This window comes from Rhodoblastus acidophilus, from assembly GCF_900187365.1.
GTDB lineage: Bacteria > Pseudomonadota > Alphaproteobacteria > Rhizobiales > Beijerinckiaceae > Rhodoblastus > Rhodoblastus acidophilus.
In genome coordinates this window covers 185,285-209,129 of sequence record NZ_FYDG01000001.1, presented here as the reverse complement: position 1 = coordinate 209,129, position 23,845 = coordinate 185,285, and the positions used below count along the sequence as shown (strand labels likewise).

23 protein-coding genes and 2 pseudogenes are annotated in these 23,845 nt (G+C 64.2%); 9 read left to right on the top strand and 16 right to left on the bottom strand.

Going from position 1 to position 23,845, the window contains the following annotated elements; genetic code table 11:
* The first annotated feature begins 175 nt into the window (after window positions 1-175).
* From CFB24_RS00905 to CFB24_RS00895, 3 genes are all read left to right on the top strand, one after another.
* Window positions 176-1,102, top strand: coding sequence for an alpha/beta hydrolase (locus tag CFB24_RS00905; protein ID WP_158255203.1), 927 nt, complete (start codon window positions 176-178; stop codon window positions 1,100-1,102).
* A 200-nt stretch (window positions 1,103-1,302) separates the two neighbouring features.
* On the top strand, window positions 1,303-1,878 hold the full coding sequence (locus tag CFB24_RS00900) for a hypothetical protein (RefSeq protein ID WP_141098304.1): 576 nt from the start codon (window positions 1,303-1,305) through the stop codon (window positions 1,876-1,878).
* 73 nt (window positions 1,879-1,951) lie between these two features.
* Window positions 1,952-2,443 (top strand): MmcB family DNA repair protein, encoded by a 492-nt coding sequence (locus CFB24_RS00895; protein WP_425332295.1) that lies wholly within the window; start codon window positions 1,952-1,954, stop codon window positions 2,441-2,443.
* 10 nt (window positions 2,444-2,453) lie between these two features.
* Here CFB24_RS00895 and CFB24_RS00890 read toward each other — a convergent pair whose 3' ends face one another.
* From CFB24_RS00890 to CFB24_RS00860, 7 genes are all read right to left on the bottom strand, one after another.
* Window positions 2,454-3,737 carry an O-acetylhomoserine aminocarboxypropyltransferase/cysteine synthase family protein gene (locus tag CFB24_RS00890; protein ID WP_176440402.1) on the bottom strand — a complete coding sequence of 428 codons (1,284 nt, stop codon included), beginning with the start codon at window positions 3,735-3,737 and terminating at the stop codon, window positions 2,454-2,456.
* Window positions 3,738-3,745: 8 nt separating this feature from the next.
* Window positions 3,746-4,285 (bottom strand): carboxymuconolactone decarboxylase family protein, encoded by a 540-nt coding sequence (locus CFB24_RS00885; RefSeq protein ID WP_088518682.1) that lies wholly within the window; start codon window positions 4,283-4,285, stop codon window positions 3,746-3,748.
* Window positions 4,286-4,299: 14 nt separating this feature from the next.
* Entirely contained in the window at window positions 4,300-5,670 is a 1,371-nt protein-coding gene (locus CFB24_RS00880; protein WP_088518681.1) for an aminotransferase family protein, read from the bottom strand.
* On the bottom strand, window positions 5,667-7,106 hold the full coding sequence (locus tag CFB24_RS00875; RefSeq protein ID WP_158255204.1) for an APC family permease: 1,440 nt from the start codon (window positions 7,104-7,106) through the stop codon (window positions 5,667-5,669). The genes CFB24_RS00880 and CFB24_RS00875 overlap by 4 nt, the downstream gene beginning before the upstream one ends.
* A 271-nt stretch (window positions 7,107-7,377) precedes the next feature.
* Complete coding sequence (locus CFB24_RS00870; protein ID WP_158255205.1) at window positions 7,378-9,162, bottom strand: ABC transporter ATP-binding protein/permease; 1,785 nt, start codon at window positions 9,160-9,162, stop codon at window positions 7,378-7,380.
* Window positions 9,162-9,593, bottom strand: coding sequence for a hypothetical protein (locus CFB24_RS00865; protein WP_088518678.1), 432 nt, complete (start codon window positions 9,591-9,593; stop codon window positions 9,162-9,164). Before CFB24_RS00865 ends, CFB24_RS00870 begins: the two co-directional genes overlap by 1 nt.
* 22 nt (window positions 9,594-9,615) lie before the next feature.
* Window positions 9,616-10,782: an alpha/beta hydrolase gene (locus CFB24_RS00860; RefSeq protein WP_170068152.1), complete on the bottom strand. Its 1,167-nt coding sequence runs from the start codon at window positions 10,780-10,782 to the stop codon at window positions 9,616-9,618.
* 100 nt (window positions 10,783-10,882) lie between these two features.
* Between CFB24_RS00860 and CFB24_RS00855 the strand changes: the two genes are divergently transcribed.
* The 6 genes from CFB24_RS00855 to repC all read left to right on the top strand — a co-directional run bounded on the left by CFB24_RS00855 (window position 10,883) and on the right by repC (window position 19,289).
* Window positions 10,883-11,530 (top strand): TetR/AcrR family transcriptional regulator, encoded by a 648-nt coding sequence (locus CFB24_RS00855; RefSeq protein WP_088518677.1) that lies wholly within the window; start codon window positions 10,883-10,885, stop codon window positions 11,528-11,530.
* 2 nt (window positions 11,531-11,532) lie between these two features.
* Entirely contained in the window at window positions 11,533-14,406 is a 2,874-nt protein-coding gene (locus tag CFB24_RS00850; RefSeq protein WP_158255206.1) for a discoidin domain-containing protein, read from the top strand.
* 79 nt (window positions 14,407-14,485) lie between these two features.
* The gene (locus CFB24_RS00845; protein WP_088518675.1) at window positions 14,486-14,758 is read left to right on the top strand and encodes a hypothetical protein; all 273 of its coding nucleotides are present in this window, start codon (window positions 14,486-14,488) and stop codon (window positions 14,756-14,758) included.
* A gap of 860 nt (window positions 14,759-15,618) precedes the next feature.
* Window positions 15,619-16,827: a plasmid partitioning protein RepA gene (gene repA, locus CFB24_RS00840; protein WP_088518674.1), complete on the top strand. Its 1,209-nt coding sequence runs from the start codon at window positions 15,619-15,621 to the stop codon at window positions 16,825-16,827.
* The gene (gene repB, locus CFB24_RS00835) at window positions 16,827-17,810 is read left to right on the top strand and encodes a plasmid partitioning protein RepB (RefSeq protein ID WP_088518673.1); all 984 of its coding nucleotides are present in this window, start codon (window positions 16,827-16,829) and stop codon (window positions 17,808-17,810) included. The genes repA and repB overlap by 1 nt, the downstream gene beginning before the upstream one ends.
* Window positions 17,811-17,999: 189 nt before the next feature.
* Entirely contained in the window at window positions 18,000-19,289 is a 1,290-nt protein-coding gene (gene repC / locus CFB24_RS00830; protein WP_088518672.1) for a plasmid replication protein RepC, read from the top strand.
* A 1,274-nt stretch (window positions 19,290-20,563) separates the two neighbouring features.
* Here the strand turns inward: repC and CFB24_RS23520 are convergent.
* The 9 genes and pseudogenes from CFB24_RS23520 to CFB24_RS23355 form a co-directional block, all read right to left on the bottom strand.
* Window positions 20,564-20,836 carry a response regulator transcription factor gene (locus CFB24_RS23520; protein WP_104469653.1) on the bottom strand — a complete coding sequence of 91 codons (273 nt, stop codon included), beginning with the start codon at window positions 20,834-20,836 and terminating at the stop codon, window positions 20,564-20,566.
* 54 nt (window positions 20,837-20,890) lie between these two features.
* Window positions 20,891-21,280: a sensor histidine kinase gene (locus CFB24_RS23515; protein WP_244593183.1), complete on the bottom strand. Its 390-nt coding sequence runs from the start codon at window positions 21,278-21,280 to the stop codon at window positions 20,891-20,893.
* A gap of 97 nt (window positions 21,281-21,377) precedes the next feature.
* Window positions 21,378-21,479: pseudogene (locus tag CFB24_RS23510) on the bottom strand (chemotaxis protein CheR); the annotation flags it as partial.
* On the bottom strand, window positions 21,440-21,769 hold the full coding sequence (locus CFB24_RS22380) for a chemotaxis protein CheB (RefSeq protein WP_141098303.1): 330 nt from the start codon (window positions 21,767-21,769) through the stop codon (window positions 21,440-21,442). The gene CFB24_RS22380 and the pseudogene CFB24_RS23510, both read right to left, overlap by 40 nt.
* Window positions 21,770-22,103: 334 nt before the next feature.
* Complete coding sequence (locus CFB24_RS00815; RefSeq protein ID WP_088518671.1) at window positions 22,104-22,628, bottom strand: phosphate-starvation-inducible PsiE family protein; 525 nt, start codon at window positions 22,626-22,628, stop codon at window positions 22,104-22,106.
* Window positions 22,629-22,679: 51 nt separating this feature from the next.
* Window positions 22,680-22,844, bottom strand: coding sequence for a Na+/H+ antiporter NhaA (locus CFB24_RS23505; RefSeq protein WP_425332114.1), 165 nt, complete (start codon window positions 22,842-22,844; stop codon window positions 22,680-22,682).
* A gap of 19 nt (window positions 22,845-22,863) precedes the next feature.
* Window positions 22,864-23,229, bottom strand: a pseudogene (locus CFB24_RS24000) (Na+/H+ antiporter NhaA); the annotation flags it as partial.
* A gap of 70 nt (window positions 23,230-23,299) precedes the next feature.
* The gene (locus CFB24_RS00805; RefSeq protein WP_088519466.1) at window positions 23,300-23,569 is read right to left on the bottom strand and encodes a DUF1488 family protein; all 270 of its coding nucleotides are present in this window, start codon (window positions 23,567-23,569) and stop codon (window positions 23,300-23,302) included.
* A 5-nt stretch (window positions 23,570-23,574) separates the two neighbouring features.
* Complete coding sequence (locus CFB24_RS23355) at window positions 23,575-23,793, bottom strand: hypothetical protein (protein WP_088518670.1); 219 nt, start codon at window positions 23,791-23,793, stop codon at window positions 23,575-23,577.
* Window positions 23,794-23,845: the final 52 nt, after the last annotated feature.

Below are 23,845 nucleotides of genomic sequence, written 5' to 3'. Positions count from 1 at the left end.
TTGGCCGATTCGCCAGAATCGGTGCAGATACGCTTTGGCGAACTTCTCCGGGCCGTGGCGGGTTTGCCTGACGTTTGGCGCGTGCAAACGCGGCCTGGTGGCGAGCTGGAGCCATGCGAGATCAACTTGTGCGCCAAGCGCGCATCACGGAGCATCAGCCTGTAAGAGGGGCGGCGTGAGCGGCGCCAAGACGGCGCTCGCGCGCCTTGGCGAACGCGCGCGTTCGAAGCGCGAGGCCGAATTTGCTCGCCTGTTCAACGTGCTGGCGTCGGAGCGTGGAATCGTCGTCCATAAAGGGGCGACCTACGGTCCCGATGCGCGCCACCGTCTCGACGTCTATCAAGCGGACCCGCGCCGCAACCGGAATGCGCGCGTGCTTTTCGTTTATGGCGGCGGCTGGCGCGACGGCGCCCGCGAGATTTACCGTTTCGTGGGAACCGCGCTGGCCGCGCAGGGCCTCACCACAATCATTCCCGACTATCGGCTCTACCCCTCGGCCCGCTTTCCCGATTTCATGGAGGACGCCGCGCGCGCCTACGGTTGGGCGCACGCGCATCGCCTCGCAGACGGCCCTAAGCCGGTCGTGCTGATGGGACATTCGGCGGGCGCCCATATCGCCGCGCTGCTGGCGCTCGATCCGACGTACCGTATGCAATTCGCTCCGGACGCGCCGCCGCCGGCGGGTCTTGTGGGTCTGGCCGGGCCTTACGCCTTCGATCCGACGACATGGAGTTCGACCCGCGACATTTTTGCTCCGGCCGCCGGCCATCCCGACCGGGCGCGCCCGGTCGCCCATGCGCGGGCCGACGCTCCGCCAAGCCTGCTGCTTTACGGCCGCGCCGACGATACGGTGGGGCGCTTCAACGGCCAGGATTTCGCCGGCGCCCTGAGCAAGGCGGGCGCGACCGCCCGCTTGATCGAATATGGCGGCGTCGGCCATGTCGGGCTGGTCGTCGCAATCGGACGCGGGGTGCGCTGGCGCGCGCCGGTCTTGCGAGACGTTCTGGACTTTATTGATGGTCTGGCGCGGGACGCGTGCGAGCGGACGGCGTCTCCTTCCGAGGAAACGCCGGGAATGGAGTCCTCCTCCACCTCCTTCTGACGTCATACAAGACGCCGTATCGAAAGAAATCGCCTTCTCCTGACGCGCGTCACACTCGCCATTCCCAGTTTGCCGGGCTATAGGTCGCGACGAAATCTAAACGTCTGATCTCAAAGAAAGAGTCACCCGGCCGGATGTCACAGGACAGATTCACGCACACAATATTCCGCCTGTCGGAACTGCTGATGGATGGCGTTTTCATGCGCGTTATTCCCACATTTGAACGCAAGACGGGATTCAACGCGCTTTATGGCGCCATCGTCCTCTATGGGGCGCATTTTATCGCCATGATCCTTTACGCGTTTTCCGGCTTGTCGACGCTGGAAGCCGACGCGCTGCTGTTCAACCAGTCGCCGACGCTCGGCCTGGTGTCCGTGGCCTCGGATCTCGGCGTGTTCGGCTTGGGACTGACGATCGCCTATGGGTGCCATCGCATCGCCATGGGGTGCATTCACGCCTGCCGCAGGCGGATCGCCAGCGTCGGCGCGGGCCGACAGGCCGGGACTTTGCGCTACGACGCCAAACTTTTGCGCGCGCGCGTCGTGACGCTCAGAGCCGCGGTGGTTCTGACGGCGCTGGGCATGGTCAATCACACGCTGTTCGCCTCGCATGCGCCCGGCGTCGCGGATCAGACTTTCCTCAACGATCCCTTGAGCTTCATGATCGCCAGTTTGCTGCTGTGCGCGCTCGCGCTGCATATTCATTGCGCCTCCGCCAATCCGCCTCCTCGGACGCGCAATATTCGACATGCCGCCTTGTCTCACGCCTTCCGTTAAGAGACCCGGCGCTTCGGCGCCGGTTCCGCCGTGGTGGAAAACGCTGTAAGCTTCCCCCTGAACCAGCCAAGGGATCGCCTTCCATGACGAAACGCCAGGAACCGGGATAACGCCCGTTTCCCGCCCGGCCACGACATTGGCGGTGACGCGCGGCGCGCAGCGGCTGCTGCGGGCGGCGGGCCGCGCCAGCCTGACCGAGGTTCCCTTGCCCAGCGGTCGCCGCGCCGACCTGATGGCCCTGGGCGCCGATGGCGAAATCTGGATTGTCGAGATCAAGTCTTCCGTCGAAGATTTTCAGGCGGACAAAAAGTGGTCCGACTATCGGGCGCATTGCGACAAGCTGTTCTTCGCGGTGGACCTGACCATGCCGCAGGAACGCCTGCCGGCGGATGCGGGACTCATCGTCGCCGACGCCTTCGGCGGGGCGATCCTGCGCGACGCCCCGCTGCACCGCCTCGCCGGCGCGACGCGGCGAAGCCTCTTGCTGCGCTTCGCGCGCATCGGCGCGGACCGGCTGCATCTGGCGACCGATCCCGATGCGGGCGCCGCCCTGCCGTGCGGATGATCGGGCGCGGTCAGCGACTGGCCGCGAAGGCCTGCGCAACGTCCCAAAGGAGATCGTCGGGGTCTTCGGTTCCGATGGAGAAGCGGATCTGTTCCGGCTTGACGCCGGCCAGCCTTTGCTCGGCCTCGGTCAATTGGCCATGGGTGACGGTGGCGGGATGCACCACCAGCGATTTGGAATCCCCGACATTGGCCAGGAACGAGAAAATCTTCAGCGCTTCGATGAATTTTTTCGCGCGCTCAAACCCGCCGTTGATGCCGAACGTCAGGATCGCGCCCGGCCCTTTCGGCAGATATTTTTGCGCCAGGGCGTGATAGGGACTGCTTTTGAGGCCGGGGTAATTGACCCAATCCACATCGGGGCTGGCTTGCAAAAATTCGGCGATGCGCTGGGTGGTTTCAACCTGCCGCCGCAGCCGCAGCGACAGGGTCTCCAGCCCCTGCAGGAACAGGAAGGCGTTGAACGGGCTGAGGCAGGCGCCGATGTCGCGCAGGTAATGCAGGCGCGCCTTCACGATGAACGCTTGATTACCCCATTTCTCCCAATGGATGAAATTGCTGTAGGCCGGGTCGGGCGTGGTGAAATCCGGGAATTTGCCATTGCCCCAGTTGAAATTGCCGCCGTCGACGATCAATCCGCCAATGCTCGTGCCATGGCCGCCGATATATTTGGTCGCCGAGTGGACCGAAATGTTGGCGCCATAGTTGAACGGCAGGAACAGATAGGGCGTGCCAAACGTGTTGTCGACGATCAGGGGAATGCCATGGTCCCCGGCGATGCGCCCCACCGCCTCGAAGTCGATGATGTTGATGTCGGGATTGCCGATGGTTTCGACGAAGATCGCCTTGGTGCGCTCGGTCAGCGCGCGGCGAAAATTTTCGGGGTCGATCGGATCGACCAGGGTCGTCTTGACGCCGTGCTTGGGCAGAGTGTTGACGAACAGGTTGAAGCTGCCGCCATAAAGCGTCTTGGCCGCGACGATCTCGTCGCCGGCATGGGTGATGTTCAAGATTGTGGTGGCTGTGGCGGCGGAGCCGGAGGCGAGCGCCAGCGCGCCGCTGCCGCCTTCGAGCGCCGCGATGCGGTTTTCCAGCACTTCATTGGTCGGGTTGATGATGCGGGTATAGTCGTAGCCCGCCTCCTCCGCCGAACTGATCCCCTTGGCCTGGGCGAAATCCTTGAAGATAAAGGATGTGGTCTGGTAGATCGGAACCGCCCGCGCGCCCGTGGCCGGGTCCGGCGTTTGCCCCGCGTGCAGTTGCAGGGTGTCGAAGCTGAGTTGACGTTGGCTCATGATGAGTCTCAGGCGAAATAGGTTTCGGGGTCGATCCGGTAGGGATCGAGCGACTCGTCCACCGGGATTTGCAGGGCGCTGTTGAACAGGTTGTTGACGATCATCAGCCCGCCGAACACGGTGAGTTCGACGATCTGCGCCGGCGTGAAATGCGCGGCCAGCCGGGCGTAGAGCGCGTCCGACACTCGGTTGGCGTCCTTGGCCAGTTGCCGGCCGAAATCGACCACGGCCTGCTCGCGTTCGTCGAGTTTCAGATCGTTCGGGTCCTCGCCCCATTGCACGATCTCGCGCTTCATGAAGGTGGCGCAGAGTTCGCAGGCGTTCTGCCGCGAAATGGCGTCGCAGAACAGGATCGCGAGGCGCTCGCCGAGAAACGGCTTCACCCGCGCGAACAGGTCATACCATTTCAACACGGCGTCGAGCGCGACCGGCGAATGCAGCAGCGCCGCCTTCATGTTGGTGACGGCGTGGGCTTTCGCCAGCTTGTCATAGTCGGCGCGTTGCGCCGGCGTGGCGTTTTCCGGGATGATCGGGGGAATGCGGGTCATGTGAGAAATTCCATTCATGCGAAAAGGCTGTCGATGGCTTCGGCGACGGCGTCGGCGACGAAGTCGATCTGCTGTTCGCTGCTGATCAAGGGAGGGGCGAGACAGATGATGTCCGGCAGGACGCGGGTGCAAAGCCCGCGTTTCATCAGCTCCGCGCGCAATTTGCCGGCGACGTCGGCCGAGGCGGGAAACGGCGTTTTGCTGGCGCGGTCGGCGACCAGTTCGACGCCGGCCAGCAGACCGAGTCCCCGGATGTCGCCGACATGGCGATGGTCCGACAGATTGGACTTCAGCCGGCCCAGCAGCCGCTCCCCCAGACTTTTCGCTCGCGCGACCAGGTCGTCGCGCCGCATCAGCCGCAGCGTGGCCAGCGCGACGGCGCAGGCGACGGGATGGGCTGCGTTGGTGTAGCCGTGCCACCAGCGTTGCGCCGGCGGCGCCTCGTCCAGCACCTGCTTGATGCGGGCGGAGACGCCAATGCCGCCGAGCGGGAAATAGCCGCTGGTGATTCCCTTGGCGAATTGGACGATGTCCGGCTCCACCCCCCAATGCTCCAGCCCGAACCAGCGCCCGCTGCGCCCGAATCCGGTGATGACGTCGTCGCTGATCAGCAAGACGTCATGCCGGTCGCAGATTTTTCGGATGCGACGGAAGTAATCGTTCTGGGGAACGATGACCCCCCCTCCCCCGCCCTGCACCGGCTCCGCGATGAAGGCGGCGACGGTGCCGGCGCCCTCGCGCAGGATCGCCTCCTCAAGCGCGTCGGCCGCCGCCTCGCCCTGACTGCGGCCATCGTCGGGAACGGGGAAGCGGTAGGGATCGGGCGAGCCGATATGCAGAAAACCCGGCAGACGCGGACCAAAGGGTTGCGAAAATTCCTCGACCCCGGTGGCGCTGGACGCCCCCATGGTCGAGCCGTGATAGGACAAGGCGCGGGCGATGATCTTGCTCTTGCCCGGCTTGCCCTGCGCCCGCCAGAAATAGCGGGCGGTGCGGATCGAACTGTCGGTGGCCTCGCTGCCGCCGCTGGTGAAATAGAACGCCTGGATTGCGGGATAGACCACCTCGGCCAGACGCTCCGCCAGTTCGATGGCGGGGCGGTGCGTCGCCCCGGCATAGCAGGTCGCATAGGCCAGCGTGCGCATTTGCGCGGCGGCGGCTTCGACCAGTTCGGTCTGTCCATGGCCGAGATGGACGTTCCACATGCTGCTCAGGCCATCGAAATAGCGGCGGCCCCGATGGTCGATCAGGTACGGCCCCTCCCCTGCCGCCCACAGCGTGGGGTCGCGGTGGTCGCTGGGGTGATGCTGGGGGTGAAGCAGGCGGAGGCGGTCGGCCTCCACCCAATCGGCGCGCCCGCCCAGGGGCTTCGGATGCTGGTTCATTCGGCGGGCTGGGCCTTGGGCAGATCGGAGGACGCCTCAAGCTCCCGCTCGATCCGCGCCAGCGTTTCCGGCCGCCGATGGCGGAGGAAGTTGAAGTAGAACGCGCCCAGCCACAGCAGTCCGACGAAGACATAAGGCAGCAGGTTCAGCGGGTAATCCGGGACCGGATAGAGCACGCCGACGAAGGGAATGCCGACCAGCACGACGGAGACCGCGGACAAAACGACATGCCGCGCCTTAAGTTCGCCGCGGCGCTTCAGGAACAGCGGGGCGCCGATCGAAACCAGCAGATAGGCCGTCAGGAAGCCGAAAGTGGAGATCGAGCCGAGATAGCCATAGACGTCCATCAGCTTGACGCCCAGGGCGGCCAGCGGCGCGAATAGCACGATCACGAGCAGGGCCGAAATGGCGATGGCGATGTGCGGCGTGGCGTGGGCCTCATGGGCGTCGCCGGCCTTGGTGTAGAGGACGCCCTGGCGCGACAAAGCGTAGATGATGCGGGCGCTGGCGTTGACGCAGCCGAGCACCGAGGCGAAGAAGCTGGCGATCACGCCGACGGCGATCACCGGGCCGAGAAAGCCGAGGCCGATGCTGTCGGCGATGAAGGACAGCGGCGCGTCGGATTTGTCGAGCGGCGTGGCCGCGCCCTGGAATCCTGCGACCAGCCCATAAGTGGTGGCGACCAGGAACACGCCCAGCGCCAGCACGGTGGCGATCACCGCGCGGGGAATGACGCGCAGCGGCTGCTTGGCCTCGTGGCCGAGGACGGCGGCGCTTTCAAAGCCGGTGAAGCTGAAGAAGGCGAGCACCAGGCCGAGTTGCAGGCTGTTGAGCGTCACGCCTTCCAACGCCAGTTGCGGCTTGTCGACGGCCGCGCCGTGCTTGATGAACAGGACGGCGAGAATGGCGAGGATCGCGGCGACGGTGACGCCCTCCAGCGACAGCGACAGCCGCGTCGAAAGTTTGATGCTGCGCCAGGCGATGGCCCAGGCCAGGGCGACAAAGCCGAGCGCCAGGATGAGGGACGGAATCACGTCGTCGAACGCGCCGAAAGCCAGATGCAGCAGCACCAGGGCGTAATTGACCGCGCCCGACAGCACCGCGCCGGCGCAGAACAGATAGGCGATCAACAGCGACCAGCCGGCCACGCTGCCCCAGAAGGCGCCGAGGCTCTGGCCCACGAAGGAATAAAGCGCGCCGGGCGAGGCCGACCTTTTGGCGAAGACATTGATGTTGAGCGACAGGAACAGAATGGCCACGGTGGCGAACACATAGGCCAGCCATGCGCCATTGCCGGCGCTGGCGAAAACCAGCGAGGCGACGATGGCGGGCGTCGCCGTCGGCGAAACCACGCCAATGGCCTGGGCGACCACATCGGTGAAGGACAGGTGGTTCCGTCTCAGGGATCCGTGGGATTGAATGGGGGACGACGTCATGCGTCTGCTCCTCATGCGTGAGCGCAGCGAAAAGGGCGAAAATGCCTTGGAGGGTCGGCCCGGCGGGTCACAGGCCTTGCGGCGATGGCGTCAGGCCATCGCCTTGCTACACGGATCGGCTGACCCTTTGACGGCGGTCAGAAACAGAGCGAAGCCGGCAAAGCCGGTGACCTCGTTCCATCCCGTTTCGACACGCATGACCATCAGGCCGCTCCGAATTCCGCGCTCATGATTGGACAATGCGGTTTTATAGTCAACAAAATTTATAGAATTATAGTATTATTGATCGCGCCGGGCGTGTCGTCTCCGGCATCGAGGGCGCGACGCCCGCGTGCGACGTCGCCGGGGCCGTCGCATCCTGCGCCGCCAAATCCACCGCGCGGGTGAAAAACTTCGGCGTGGGCGGATCTCCGATGTAGATCACGCCGACATCGGGCATCTCGTTGGAAAACGTGTCGGCGATGCGCGCCAGCGAGGTCGGATCGAATGAGGCGAGCGCGCGATGGATGACCAGCCAGCGCGGTTTGACCAGCAGCGTGCGCGCCATGGCGACGCGCTGCTTTTCATCGTCGGACAGCCGGCGATCCCAGCGGTCTTCGACATCGATGGCGTGGGCGAAACGCTCCAGGCCGACGGCGGTGAGCGCCGCGCGCAGCGTTTGATCGTCATAGGCGTTCGGCGGGTGCGGAAAGGTCAGGGAAAGCCGCAACCGACCCGGCGCCACTGAGCCCGTCCGCGACATGAACACGATCGACTGCCGGTGCGGCCGCGCAATATGGCCGCCGCCCCATGGCCACAGGCCGGCGATGGCGAGGAAGAGCGCGCGTTCGCTTTCGGCGTCGCCGGTGATTGCGACGCGGTCGCCGGCCTGCACCACCAGATGGCGGTCGCCCAGCTGTTTCCGCCCGCCGGCCGTCGCGATCCACAGATCGGTCAGGACGAATGAGTCTTCGTGCCCGCCCTCGACCTCGATGCGGCTGGCCTCCCCGACCGTCTGGAGACGCGTCAGCACGCCGTGAAATCCGACCACGCGCGACAAGGTCGCGCGCCAGTCGGCGATGGCGGAGAAATTGTTGACGAACCAGCCCAGGGCGCCTTGGACCTGGTTGAACGCCCCGACGATCATCATCAGCTTGCCGAACGTCATGTCGCCGCGGAAATAGCCGGGCGAGGCGATCAGAATCGGCGCCACAATGGCGAACCAGCCGACGCCCGCCGTGACCCAGGTCAGCCCGGTGGTGGCGAAGGCGATCCGTTTCATCACCGCGACCACCTGGGCGAACAGCTTTTTCAGCGCGCCCGCGGCCTCGGATTCCGCCCCGTTGATGGTGATGTTCTCGATTTCCTCGCTGACGCGCACCAGCGCGGAGCGCAGCTTGGCCTCCTCGGAATATCTGTTCTCGTTCAATCGGATCAGCGGGCGGCCGACGCGCCAGCTCAATAGCGCCGCCAGCCCCGAATACAGCAGCGCGCACCACAGCATATAGCCCGGCGCGGCGAAGACGCGGTCGCCCATCGCCAGGGTGAGGCTGCCGGACAGAGTCCACAGCACGCCCGCGAAGGTCAGCAGCAGCAGGGTGGATTGCAGCAGCCCGACGCCGAGATCGGTGGTCAGTTCGGCAAGGTGGCGCACGTCCTCATGAATGCGCTGGTCGGGATTTTCGCCGACCTCCCCCGCTTGCGACAATCGCACCGCGATCAACGGCGCCAGCCATTGCGACAGCAGGCGGTCGGCGACGGCGCAGCGCAAGGCGATTTTGGTGTGCTGCGCCAGCCAGGCTTGCGCGACATTGAGAACCAGCATGAAGCCGGCGATCCTGGCGAAGACGACAAGCTGGTCGACGAACAGGCCGGCGTCCTTGCGGGCGAGCGCGTCGTAAAACGGCTGATTCCAGGCGTTGAGGATAATTTGCGCATAGGCGGTGGCGACCACGACCGCGACCAGCGCGCCCAGCAGCGCGAAGATTTTCGCGCGCGCGTCGGACTCGCCGATCACCGCAAGCAATTGCGCCATTTGCCGCGGCAGTGTGCTTCCCGTCTGATTTTCCGCCGCCATCATAACCCGCGCAATTCGGCGCGGCAGGCTTCCTCGAAGGGGCGTAGAAGATCCAGCTCGTCCGGATTGTCGGGCCGCGTGTCAAAATCCAGGCAGGGATCGTAGTAAGTGGCGATAATCTTTTCCATGGCTTGCTCCGCCGCCGCCAAAGTCCGGGCGGAGGCGAACAGACGCAGCTTGCCCAGCGCGGCATAGACCGGCATGATTTTCTTCGGCTCTTTCAGCGTCGTCTCCAGCAAGGCGTCCGCCAGAACGATGGACGCCTGTTCGATGAATTCGACATAGAGCCGCTCAAGCCGCGCCTGCTCGTTGGAGCGTTCCTTCGCCGTCGCCTGATAGCGCTGCGTCAGCCAGGTGGTGAGGATCGACGCGAAGGCGCCGATCGCCGAGCCAAGCAGCGCGGAAACCGCCGTGAGCCATGCAGTATCCAAGGTCCGTCTCCTGGCGTTTCGATCAGTAGGCGATTTCGCCGTTGCGCAGCTTGCTCATTTCCGCCAGCGGGATCGCCTCGGGCGAGGGCGCGCGCCCGGGCTCGATCAGCGCAGGCGGAGCCACGGGCGCCGGCGCCGACAGGTTCCGCGACGCCGCGCCGGCGGCGGCGGAGAAAATGGATCGCTCGGACTGGTCCCGCCCCGCCACCTGCCGCGCGAGCTGGCGAACGATTTCGGGGCTGTCGGCGAAGTCGCTATGGCCCAGCGGGTCCGCAGAATCGATGGCGCTGGTGTCGATCACCGAAATGTTGAGGCTGGCCAGCATGGCGCGGTAGGGGGTGAGGTCGACGCCGCCGACGCGTTCGACGCCGCCCGACAGCCAGCGCGACAGGTCGAGCGCCTTGTCGTGATTGGAGGCGATCAGCGTGAAATGCGGCCGTCGCGGCCCCATCTCCAGCCATTGCCGTCGGAACACATCGACGTCGATGTCGGGCGAGGCGAGAATGACGTTGCGGATATTGGCGGGAACGCCGTTCTTCTTCAAGGCGACCGCCCGCAAGGCTTCGACCGTGAGCCAGCCGCCCATGGAATGGGCGATGATGGTGACATCGGCGACATCCGGGCCTTCGGACGCCTGCAAGATCAAGGTTTCCAACGCCTTGCGCGAATAATTCGCGCTCTCTTTGTCATAGAGATAATCGAACACGCCGCCGCGCGACGGCCAGGAGAACAGCACCGGCGCCGCCGCGATGTCGCCGTCGCGGACAATTTGCGCCAGCCGCAACGCGGCGTCCCTGTGCGAGGTGTTGAACCCATGCACATAGAGCAGCACGCGCCGCTTGGTCGCGCTGTGGCGCACAACCCAGGCGCGGATGTCGCGCTCGGACTGGAATTTCGTTGAGTCGATCCGCGTGAGAGTCTGCTGGGGATCGGGCTGCGGCGGCGTCGTGACGACAACCTGGTCGAACGAGATCGCGCCGCCGCGTTCGCCGGAATACAGCTCGCCGGGCTCGCTGGACGGGCGGCGCGTCGTCGCCGCCAGCATTTCGACGCGGCGGTTCTGGGAAATTGGGCTGGCCGGCGCGACATCGCGCGGCGCGCCGGCGCAGCCCGCGAGCAGCAGCGCCAGCGCGATGCCAAGGCTGAAAGGGGTGCGGCGCCGGAAGGTCGCGCAGGAAATAAACGACATCGGGTCTCCCCTTTTTTGATCGCCTGCGATCTCGGGCTTGCCATCTTGAGCGTAACGTCTTATTTCATTGACTGACTCGTAAGTCAATAACAGCGGGTTCATGGGGGCGCGCATGGCGGGCATTCGATCCAAGCAAAAAGCCGAGCGGCCGGAACAAATTCTCGACGCCGCCTTCGATGAATTCGTGGCGACGGGCTATGGCGCCGCCCGCCTTGAAGATATTGGCAAGCGCATCGGGGTGACCAAGGGAACGATATACTTTTATTATGGGAGTAAAGAGAATCTCTTCAAAACATTGATTACAAGTTTAAGCGCGCCGCTGGCGACAGAATTTCATGAAAAAGAATGGGAATGGAGCGACGATATCGCAAAAGATATCGATTACATCATTTCCAGACTTTACAAATTCATTTTCGAGAATCCGAAGTTCCGCGAGCTGCTTCGCCTGTTGGTGTCGGAGGCCGACCGTTTCCCTGAATTCGTCGATGACAATTTCGCCGAATTCGCCGACCCCATCATGACCAGCCTCAGCAAGAGATTCGACCTCGCCGTAGCGGCGGGCGAGATCGAGCCGGCCAACACTTATGAACTCGCCCGGTTCGTGGTCGCGCCCGCCGTGTTTCTCAACATCACCTCCCTTTTGTTCGGAAACCGCAGGGCGATCGATTGCGACGCGTTCATCTCGACGCATCGGAAGGTCATGCTGCGCGGACTTCTCAAGCCGCGCGCCGGCGGCCGGGGCGCATGACAATGGCCGCGCGGCCCCTCCCCCCGAAACGGCTGTGGCGCGCCACAGCCTCCAGCGGCGATCCCCGCCTCGCCATCGACGGCGCCTATGGCGCGGCCTGGACAGCCGAGGCGAACCAACATGCCTGGCTGGAAATCGACCTGGGCGAGACCGCGACGCTCGCGGGGCTGGAAATCTATTGGGGCGGCCATGCGATGCAGAGCTATCGCGTCGCCGCTTCGTCGGATGCGGCGACATGGTTCCCCCTGTGCGGCCTCCGCCATGGCGAAGGCGGTCTGGATCTGTTCGGCTTCGCCCCGACCGACATTCGCCTGTTGCGCGTGATCAGCGACGATCCGCCCGGCGCGCGTGGCCCGGCCATCGTCCAGGTCAACCTGTTTGCGCCGGGGGAGGCGGCCTCGACGCGCGAACCGGGCCTGATCCGGGCGCTGAGCGGCGCGCCGTTCCGGTTGGCGACCGGCGCCAGCCTCACCGTGGATTTCGGCTATTCCCGCGCCCCGCTCGGCGCATTGATCGAATGGGGCGAGGATTTCGGAACGGTGTTTTCCGTGGCCCTGTCGGACGATGGCGCCGCCTTCCGCGAGGTCGGCCGCATCACGACCGGCGACGGCGGCCTCGACAGTTTTTGGTGGCGTTCGACCACCAGCCGCTATCTGCGCCTGACCCTGCATGAAGCGCGTTCAGCCGCTGGCGCCACGGTAACTGAGTTCAAGCTGCGTCTCCAGAACAAGGACCGTATGCCGATTGGCGATCTCGAACGCGCCGCCCGCCGCGCCCGGCCCGAGCTCTATCCGCAGACGCTGCTGGGGCGTCAGGTTTACTGGACCGCGCTCGGGGAATGCGGCCGCGGCGATCAGGCGCTGATCGACGAATATGGCGCCGTCGAACCCCGCCCCGGCGCGCCGCAGATCGCCGCCCTGCTCCGCTGCGCCGGCGCATTGCGCGGCGCGCCCGGCGCCGAGCGCCTGACGCAAACCCTGGACGCGGGTTCGCTGCCCATCGCCAGCGTCGTCTGGCGCGCGCAAGGCCTCGAATGCGGCGTCACGGCTTTCGCCGACGCGGGCCAGGTTTTCTGCGAATATCGCGTGTCCAATATGGGCGCGGCGGCGCAATCGGGCGGGTTGGCGCTGGCTGTGCGGCCGGTTCAGATCAACCCCTATTGGCAGCATGGCGGCCACGCCGCGATCATGTCCATGGCTCTCAAGGGGCGCCGCCTCTGGGTGAACGGCGCGATCTACGCCGAATTTTCGCGCGCGCCAAATTATTGCGCCATCGCCGAGTTCGATGGGGGCGATGTGGTCTGGCTGATTGAAAACCTACCGCTCCAGACTCCCTATGCGTTGGAGAGCGCCTCCGGCCTGCTTAGCGCCGCCTGCGAGTTTTCGTTCGCGCTGGCGCCGGGAGAACATTTCTCCGTGACGGTCGCGGCGCCGATGCGCGATGGCGTCCAACCCGACGCGCAAATGCCGTTCGAGGACGCGCGCGAATCTGTGCGAAAAGCTTGGCGCGACCGGATGGGGCCGCGCCGGATCGAGGTCGGCGACCCCGAGATCGCCGACACGCTCGACGCGCAGATCGCCCACATTCTGGTCAATGCGACGCCCTTCGCCTTCAAACCGGGGCCGCGCAATTACGACCGGGTCTGGATTCGCGACGGTTCGTCGCAAGCTCTGGCCCTGCTGTGGGCGGGACTGGTCGAAGACGCCAAACGCTATGTGCTGTGGTATGCGCGGCGCATCTACCCCAACGGCCTCGCGCCGCCCATTCTCGATGGCGACGGCGCGGTCAACCACGGCTATGGCGGCGACATCGAGTTTGACGCGCAAGGCGAGTTCGTTTGCATCGCCGCCGAAATCTTTCGCGTCACCCGCGACCGCGCCTTTCTCGAAGCCGTGTTCGAGCCGGTCGCGCGCGCGACCAAATTCCTCGACGAGCTGACCGCGCGCACGCGGGGCGAAGGCCCTCGCCGGCGAGGGCTTCTCGCGCCTTCGCTCAGTCACGAAGGCTACAGCAAGCCGTCGTTCAGCTATTGGGACGATTATTTCGCCTTGGCCGCCTGGCGCAATTGCGCCTTTCTCGCGCGCGAGAAAGGCGCGGCCGATGTGGCGGAGCAGGCGGAGACGCGGGCGCGCGCCTTCGCGGATTTGCTCACGCGCTCGATCCGCGCCACAGCGGCGGCCATGGGCGTAAGCGAGATCCCCGGATCGGCCGACCGCAACGATGTCGATCCGACCGCCACCGCCATCGCCTTTGCGCCCTGCCGCGTCGCCGACGCGCTGCCGCCCGAATTGATCGCGGCGACTTTCGACCGCGCCGCCCGCCGCATCGCGACGATCTCGGCGCCGGATTTCACCGGAAACTTCTCGCCCTATGAATTGCGCAACCTCAACGCGCTGGTCGTGCTCGACCGGCGGGAGGATGCGTTCCGGCTGCTGAACACGATGATGGGCGCGCGCCGTCCCCCAGGCTGGCGCGGATGGGCGGAGGTGGCGTGGGGCGAAATGCGCGCGCCCGATTATATCGGCGACATGCCGCACAGCTGGATCGGCGCCGAGTTTTTCACGGCGCTCCGGCGGATGCTGGCTTACGAGGACGGCGACGCCCTCAGCCTGTTCCGCGCCGTTCCCGACGCGTGGTGGAACGGCGATGGAATCGCCCTCAATGGCGCGCCCACCGCTTTCGGCCTCCTCACGCTTCGCGCGCGCAGGACGGAGACCGGCGCCAGGGTCGAACTGGATCTGTCCGGCCCCGCGCCCGAACGCGTCGTCCTTCGCTATCCCGGCGCCAAACGCGCCTGGGCCGACGGGCGCGTCTGCGAAATCGATCAGGACACCATGACAGCGCCGTGCTGGCGCGACCTCGTCATTGAAGCATGACGGGCGCGGAGCGCGGGATCAACGGGGGTGGCGGATGAACGTATATGATCGTTTTCGACGCGGCGCGGCCGTCCGAGACATGGGCCGGCGGGCGCGCCCTCTGGCGTCTTCTGCGGCGTCGCTCGTCGTCGTGACGGCGGCCGCCGTTTTCCCGGCGGCGTCGGCGCAAACCTGGGCTCAGAGCGCGCCGATGGCCGCGGAGGCGGCAAGCGATCTTCGAGGCGATTGGCGTCGTCATGAGGTTGTCCGGACCTACCGGGACGACGAGGGCTGCCGTCTCTCCATCATCGCCTATCATCACGCCAACGGCGGCGTCGACACCCGTGAACGCCGCGATTGCGGCAGATTTTGACCGCGCCGCGCGGGCCGCGCCCCGCGAGAACGCCGCGAAATCTCGCCCAATGCGGCGTCACTTAAGCGCGACAGCACTTGGAGGCATGGGGATGAGGAGGTCTGTCACGGTCGGGAGAAGGCGCGCCGCCGTCTTCAGATATTTCGCCGGCAAATTCATGGAACATGGCGCCCTCATCACAATTTCGGTCCTCGCGGCCGCCGGCCTGGCCGCCATTTTCGTGACCTTTCAGCAATGGCGCGGGTGAGGGGCGCGGACTCCGCCGCCAGTCTCGCCCGCGGCCGCTCCGTCGCGTCGCGGCGGACCGGCGTCCGCGCGTCTTAAAGGTTTGGCGCCGGGGTGCCTCCCGGCGCGATGGCGGCGCCACGGTCGCCGCCCCCATCGCCTCCAGCGCTTTGGCCGCGTCGATCGATCGCCGCAAAGTCTTCAGGCGAATGGCAGGCGCGGCCGGGGCAGGGCGCGCGCAGCGCTAGACATGCCGCCCCACAGGGAGTCGGCGGGAGGCGACATCAAGGCTACAACTTCAATACGGGGTGAGGTTCGGCTCGATCCCGCCGCAAAACCTCGGTGGCGATCGTGGATGTCGAGTGACGCGCCGGTCGCGGAACGCTCGGCCGCGCGGAACGAAGGCTTTGGCGACCTGCGGCAGTTGCCGGCCGACAACTCCTGAATAACATTTTGAAAATAAATGACGTCAAGGCGCGCATCGGAGCAAAGAGATCAAAGCGCGACGCGAATCGTTTTTCGCGTGTATTAAACTCTTATTAACCTAAAACCGCTTGCCAGCCATCGAGAATCGGGAGATCAATAACGGAAGAAGTCTAATTTTGCGCGGTTGTCCGTGCATACGAGGAGAAGACGTGGTTACGAGCACCGCGCGAATCGCACAGCCGAGCGCTATTCATGACCTGGTGGGCGCTCATGCACGAGAACTGTCCTCGAAGCTTCAGGCGCATCGTCTTCAGCTTTATCCGCCCGAGGCGCATAAATCACTTCGGAAATTCACGTCCGGAGAGGCCGCTAAATTCATTGGCGTCAACGACGGCTATCTTCGGCGTCTCTCGCTCGAAGGGAAGGGGCCTGAGGTCGAAGTCGGCCCGCAGGGGCGCAGGCTATATTCGGCGGCGGACATTCAAGGCGTTCGCGCCTATCTCGATTCAAGCGGCAAGGCCGAACGGCGATACATTCCCGCGCGGGTTGGCGCAGAACACCTTCAGGTGATTTCCGTCGTCAACTTCAAGGGCGGCAGCGGCAAGACCACGACGTCGGCGCATCTGGCGCAATATCTGGCGTTGCACGGTTATCGCGTCCTGGCCATCGACCTCGATCCGCAAGCGAGCTTGTCCGCCCTGCATGGCGTTCAGCCGGAATTCGACCTCGGCGAGAATCAGACCCTTTATGGCGCGATCCGCTACGGGACGTCGCGCCGGGAAATGAAGGATATCATCCGGAAAACCTATTTCGCCAATCTCGACCTCATCCCCGCCAATCTCGAATTGATGGAATTCGAGCACGAAACGCCCAAGGCGCTGGCGGCCGGACTGGGCGACGAAGGCATGTTTTTTACGCGCATGGACAGCGCGCTGGCCACGGTGGCGGATCGCTATGACGTCGTCGTGATCGACTGTCCGCCTCAACTCGGCTTCCTGACGATGTCCGCGCTTTGCGCCGCGACGGCGGTGCTTGTCACGGTTCATCCGCAAATGCTCGACGTCATGTCGATGTGTCAGTTCCTGATCATGACCTCCGACCTTCTCGGCGTGATCGCAAGCGCTGGCGGCAACATGGGATATGACTGGCTGCGGTATCTTGTGACGCGGTACGAGCCGGGCGACGGTCCGCAGAACCAGATGGTGTCGTTCATGCGGTCCATTTTCGGCGAGCATGTGCTGAATTACCCGATGCTCAAGAGCACGGCGATTTCGGACGCCGGGATCACCAAGCAGACGCTTTATGAAGTGACCCGCGATCAATTCACGCGCGCGACCTATGACCGCGCGATGGAAGCTCTGGACAACGTCAATGGCGAAATCGAGCACTTGATCCGGGCGTCGTGGGGGAGGGCGTAATGGCGCGCAAGAACCTGCTGTCGGGCCTGGGCGGCCTCGGGTTGCCGGCCGGCAACCCGGACCTGTCTCCGGCCTCTCCGCACGAACCGGCGGCCGCAATCGCCAATTTTGGCGGCGCCCGCGGCGCGATCGGCGCGGTGACCCGATCGATCGAACAATTGAAAGCCAACGCGGTTCAGGACATTCCGACGGAGTCGATCGATCCGTCCTTTATTTCCGATCGCATCGGCTTCGACGCCGCAAATTACGCGGATCTGGTCGAATCCATCCGTGCGCACGGACAGCAAGTCCCGATCCTGATCCGGCCCCACCCGGACAAGGAGGGCCGCTACCAGGTCGCCTACGGCCATCGTCGGCTGCGGGCGGCTGTGGAACTTCAACGGCCGGTGCGCGCCATCGTCAAGAGGCTGAGCGATGACGAACTCGTCATCGCGCAAGGTCAGGAAAACAACGCCCGAACGGACTTGTCGTTCATCGAGCGGGCGCGGTTCGCGGCCTCGCTTGAGCAGCGGGGGTTTGAGCGCGCCACCATCATGGCCGCGCTGTTCGTTGACAAGACAGGCTTGTCCCGCCTCATTTCCGCGGCGACCAAAATTCCGCCGGACATTATCGACGCCATTGGCGCCGCGCCCAAGACCGGACGAGATCGTTGGATCGCGCTGGCGGCCAATCTTGAAGCGGAGGCGTCAGTGGGCGCGGTCCGCGCGGCGATGTCCGACGCGCTGATGTCTGCGGCCTCGTCGGACGAGCGCTTCAATCTCCTGTTTTCCGCCTCGGTCATAAAAAAAGTCAAGCCGCTGAAGCCCAAGACGAAGCCTTCGGCTTGGGTGGCGCCAGACGGCAAAACGGTGGCGCGCATCCAGGACGACAAGAAGCTGTGCACGGTGGTCATCGACAAGAAAGTGGCGCCCGAGTTCGGCGCTTATCTGATCGAGAGCTTACCGGAGCTCTATGCGGCCTTCATGGGCCGCGAGAGTAAGTAACCCGCGTTTTCTACAACTCAAACGGAGCAACCAAAGCAAAGAAAAAGGCCCCCGAAACAGAGTTCCGGAAGCCCCTTTCTCATTCTTGGCAGCTTGAGAATCCCACTTCCGCGAATCATAGTCAAGAGTCACCCGCGCGAAAGCGCCGTTTCGGTGGACAAAATTTCTTTGCCTGGATGAGGCAAGGCAATGGAACCACATCGATCGACGACGCCCTTTGGGCGGCGGTCGCTGACGCTCGCCCATGTGGCGAGCCAGGCGGCGGCCAGGGCGCGGCCACCGGAAAAATTCGCGCATAAATGGAATGTCTTCCGGGCAATCTGCGCCGCGCGTTCGCGTCTTGGCGTGTCGGAGCGCGCCCTGGCGGTGCTCGACGCGCTGTTGACTTTTCATCCCGAAACCATTCTCGCCGGCGAAGACCTCGTGGTGTTTCCGTCCAATCGGCAACTGAGTCTTCGCGCGCATGGCATGGCGCCTGCGACGCTCAGGCGCCATCTCGCCGTGCTGGTCGACGCGGGCTTGATCGTTCGACGCGACAGCCCCAACGGCAAACGCTACGCGCGCAAGGATGGGGCAGGGGAGGTCGAGATCGCCTTTGGCTTCGACCTTTCGCCCCTGGTCGCCCGCGCCGAGGAGTTCGAGACGCTGGCCGAAGCGGTGCGCGCCGAGGAGCGCGCGCTGAAACGCGTGCGTGAACGCATCACCATCTGTCGGCGTGACATCGCCAAGATGATCGTGACCGGCCTGGAAGAGGGCGTGCCGACGCGCATCGGGGGGCAGGGGCCTGCCGATTGGATTGCGATCAACGACATGTTTCGCGCGATCGTCTGCCGCATCCCACGCACTGCGACGCGCGCCGAACTGGAACCGGTGGCCGACGAACTTGCGCTCTTGTCGGCCGAGGTGCTTAACTTGCTGGAAACGCACATCAATTCGCAAAAAATAAGCGCCAATGAGTCTCAAACTGAGCGGCACATACAAAATTCAAACTCAAAACCCTCAATTGATCTTGAACCTTCCCTCCAAGAAGGCAGGGACGACGATTTCGGCCTTGTCGACCAAGATAACGGCGCTCTCCCCAGAGATGAGGGCGCCGATGAGGCGAACGCGCCCAAGCTCGCAACGACGATCAAAGCTTATCCGCTCGGGATGGTGCTGGAGGCCTGTCCCGACATCGTCGATTACGCCAAGCAGGGGGTGAATTCCTGGCGCGATCTGATCGCCACGGCGGGATTGGCGCGCGCGGCGCTTGGCATATCCGCGGACGCCTGGCGCGAGGCTCAGGAAACCATGGGGATTCCAGACGCGGCGGTGATGATTGCAGCGATCCTGCAAAAGGGCGAGGCGATCGGCAGTCCGGGCGGTTATCTCCGCGCGCTGTCGGCCAAAGCGCGCGCCAAGGAGTTTTCGATCGGTCCGGCGCTGATGGCGCTGCTGCGCGGCAAACTCGCCAAAGGGCGGAGAGAGGCCGTGGGATGATGGCGCAGACGGGCCTCGATGCGGCGTCGCGAGTTGGCCCATTCGACGGCGATGGGATCGACCGCGGGAAAATGCGGCGGAAGGGCCGCGCGAAATTCCACTGGCGTCGATCGGCGCGCTGCTGTCGATCAATCCGGTCTTGAAGCGGTCAAGACACAGGCGCGCCGGATCTTGCTCAGGCGACGCTCGCCTGAGCGACAGCGGTCAGCGCCGTCCTGGCGGTTTTACGCGTGGAGGCGGGGGCCATTCCCAGATCGGGCGCCCGCAGGCATCCGTGCGGCTCTGGATAGCGCTTGTCGCCCCGTCCGGCGGGCTCAGTTTTGCAAAGTCCGATAACATAAGATTATCGGACGCGTCTAAAGCACGACGGCTGCGGCGCTTTTTAATCGTTATTGCTATAGAAACCGCCGCAACACGCTGTTCTCAGCCCCGCCCAAGGCTGCGCGATTCGCGCCTCGCACCCGGCCGACGTCGCGTTTTCGCAGCCGGGCGGGGTGAGACAAAACTCTGAAGACACGCCGTTTCTCGTTGAAGGGAGCTTGCCCGGCTCAATGGTTAAGTGAAAAATCTCCTGTCGCCGGCTTCTGGCCATATCTTCGACGGCTTTTCCTAGGAGGCGACGCCGAATTCCTCATATGAAGTCGCGCTGGTCTATGCGCCCAAAGCGGCCGTGAGCGGTTGGGAATGCCTCCCCCCGCCTGTTGGCGGGACTTACAATCCCGCTTCGAACATCAACATGCCCATGGCGAAAAACGGTCGCCGCAGCGAAATATTGACCCAGGGCCTGGCGCAACAACAATCGCCTCCCGCCGCGCCGTGCGGAGAATTTTCTGTTTCCGGAGGGGCGAAGGTTAGAAAAAACAATTCATTGACCTCCGCACACAAAAACTCTACCATTTTTATATGGTTAAGGCCTGCGGAGCGCGAGAGAGGGCGGTCTGATCGGCCCCTTTCGAGGTCGGGCCGGCGACGCCTGAGTTTGCTCGTCGGCGGCGACGCAGTTGAATAGAAGTTCACCCGATTTGACGCTCGCCTCCTTGCGTCAACGATCCGGACGGTTTCCGGATGTACGAAACCGCCCGGTGTTCGGCCCGAACGGATCTCCAGCCGTTCGGGCCGTTTCGTCCGAAACATGTCCCCGAGGGATTCTCTTGCCGATGGCCTTCTGCCTGCAATCCGGGATCGCCGGGGACTCACAGTTTGGCGACGAGGTCGGCGCCAAGGCTGATGAGACGCTGCGGAGAGGGCGACGTCTGCGCGAATGGCGTGCGCCGTCACTCGGCGGCGGCGACAGCGAGACGGGCCAATTCGGGCAATGATTTCTCCCCTGTGCGTTTCATGATTTCTGCGCGGTGGTTTTCGACCGTGCGCTGGCTGATGCCGAGGTCGGCGGCGATATTCTTGCTGGGCGCGCCGGCGAGGACCCGTTCCATGATCTGCCTCTGCCTGGGGGTGAGGCCTTCAATCTGGGCGGCGGCGGCTTCGCGCCAGGCGACCAGCTTGCTGGAATCATGAGCCTGTTCAAAGGCGCGACGTGCGGTGGCCATCCTATTTCGGGAGAGGCGCCAGCAGCTCCCGCACCTCCGGGTCGTCGGCGACGATCAGGATGTCGCCCTTGCGGGGCGCTTTTTCATCGGGCTCCGCCATGTCCCCGCGCCGTGCGACCGTCGCCTTGGCTGGCGGCGCGTTCGGCGCAAGCGCGACCTCAATTGAAAACACTGAACCATCGCCATGATGCGAGCGCGCACGCGATGGCCGAGCAGGTTGCTCAACCATCGGACGATCGACAGGCCGAGCCCGCGCGAGCGCTCACGGGCCTCATTGTCGATCTGATGATATTCCTCGAAAATCGTGTGGATCTCGGCCTCTGGGATCCCGATGCCGGTATCCCAGACCTCCAGGCTCATGGTTGCCCCCTGGCGGCGGCAATTGAGCAGGACCTTGCCTTCGCGGGTGTATTTCAGCGCATTGGCCAGCAGGTTGCGCAGCATCTGTTTGAGCCGGCGCGGATCGCTCCAGATCGACAGGCTGCAGCTTGAGGGCCTTGCCGCTCGCTTCGCGAAACAGGATCGCCAGCGAATAGGCTTCTTCCCCCGTGCTGCATCCGGCGACCCAGATGCGCAAGGGCGTCGCCGCCGGTTGATCGAGGATCAGGCCGGGCAGAACGTTTTCGGCGAGAAAGTCGAACACTTTCGGGTCGCGGAAGAAACAGGTGACGTTGATAAAAAGATCCTTGGCGAGAAGTGCGAGGTCCTTATGCCGTCAAATTCGGCTTCGTCGGGATCCTGAGCGGGGACCAGCCCGGCCTTTTCTTTGATGGCCTTCACGCCCCGACTGCCGTCCGCGCCAGTGCCCGAAAGCACGACGCCGACTGCGTTTTCAGAATAGTCTTCCGCCAGCGATTGCAGCAGGAAATCAAACGGCAGCCGCGCCCCGCGCCGCGCCTCGGGCTCCGACAACCGCAGCGCGCCGCGTGACACCGAAAGGGAAACGCCGGGGAAATGACATAGAAAGGCTCAAGCTCGGCGGGGGCGCCATCCCGTCGCCTCGCAAACCTTGAGCGAGGAATGTCCCGCCACCGGCAGGCGTCGAGCCCTCCGGCCGACGCGCCGATCGCGACGACGAGAAACGCTTCCGCTCCCGGTCGGCTCGCGATGTTGGAACAGGGGTTTTCGCCGGGCAGCGGAGCGAGCTTTTGCATGCGAAGACTTCGATGAAGTTCGCCCGCGACTCCGGGACGGTTGCATTCCACCGTAGATGGCGAGGCGGGGGCGCTGAGTAATTTCCGATGCGTCGGCGCTGCAAATATAGGCTTCAGGGGTTCAGCCGATCGGCGATGGTTCGCTTGCCGCCGCGCAGCAGATAGATCGAAAAAACCATGACGAGAATCAATCCGCCGAGCACGCACAGCTCGATCATCGATGAATTGAACAGATCATTTATGTTCGGCGTCGTTTTTCCAGACTCCTGCGCTTGCGAAGACTCCAGCGTGATGACGAGAACGCGGCGGATGGAAGCGATCAGCCCGACGATCAAGAACGGCTCGCAAACCAACGCGCCTTCGTTGAAGGAAACGCGCACAGTGTGAAGAATTTCGATGACCATCAGGACCAGCAAAATCCGGTCTATCGTCACGACCAGCCAAGCCGGAGAGTCGACGTCGTACGCGGCTTTCGTGAGTGTGAAAACGGCTCCGGCCGTCCCGATGAGCGCGACGATCGCGAGCAGCAAGCCCAGGATCAGATAAGTCGAAACCTCGATGCGCAGAAACGCCCGTTTGGAGACACGGCCGATCCAGTTTGATTCCGCGTCCCGCGGTTCAAGTTTGACTTTTTCCATACACACTCCTGCGCTTGCTCGATGGGCGCCGCCGCGTTCGATTTGCTTCGGCTACGGCTGGGCCACCGGGACCGGATCGCCTGGTCGGGCGGACGAGAGCCAGGCCAGCATCAGTAGGCCCAGCGCGGCCGAGATTGCGGAAGCGCAGAGCACCCCGAGCTTGACCGAGTTGAGATGCTCGGCGCCGAACGCGAGATCGGAAATGAACAGGGCCATCGTAAAACCGATGCCGGTGAGCAATGCTCCCGCCGACCGCCGCTGCGATCGGCAATGCGGCGACTCTGGGATCGCGCAGTTCGCCCAGCGCAAGTTCGCGCTTCAGTTCAAGCGCGATGACGAAAAAGAACAACGTCATAAGCCCGTCGTTGATCCAGTGTTTCACCGACCTTGCAATGGCAACGTCGCCAAGATTGATCCCGGCGTGAACGTCTCACAGGGTGAGGAAGGACGCCGACCACGGAGAATTCGCCAGCGCCAACGCCAGCAGGGAGCTGAGCAGCAGGACGGCGCCCGCCATGGCTTCGATGCGAAGAAAACGCATGAAAGGACCGGTCAGCCAATCCATAGGCGCCCAGGGCAGTCGGGACAGGCTCTCGCTCAAGACCCCCCTTAGCTTTGCGTTGGCGGCGGCGGAAATCCCGATGCGGGCGCCGGCAACGCATGTCGCCGCCTTACCGAAAATCCGCGACGGACAAGGTGTTGAGGTTGCTGCGTCGCCTTGAATACACGTCGCGCGCGACGTCCTGGATCGAGGGACGCATCGCGTCGAAGGCCGAGAGAAATTCCGCTTCCGACATCGTCGCCTTCCGCTCCTGGCGGCTGGCGAGCGCCGCGGCCTCGACGAAGAAGCGTATCTCGAACATGCCGTCGTGGCCGATGAAGCTCACGGCGTTTCGCGCCCCGTCGAAAGCGCGGCTCGGGTTAAGGAAAGCCAGCGTCATGATCATTACTCCTCCTGCGGCGTCCACGCCAGCCGCCAGCCGCGCTCTGGCCGGCGCATGACATTGGACTGGTTGGTCGACACCATGCTGTCCGTCGCTTCCTGACACGAAAGGCCCAGCATGAGACGGACGCCGATGCGCGCCGGCGCGCCGCCCTCGTTCTTCCATATGCTGATTGCGAATGCGTCCGGTCTGAGTCCGCTTTGTTTATTGACGGCCTTCATGGCTGAGTCCTTTGCAAACGTCCCAGACGGCCCCAAGCGTGACGGCGTTCGT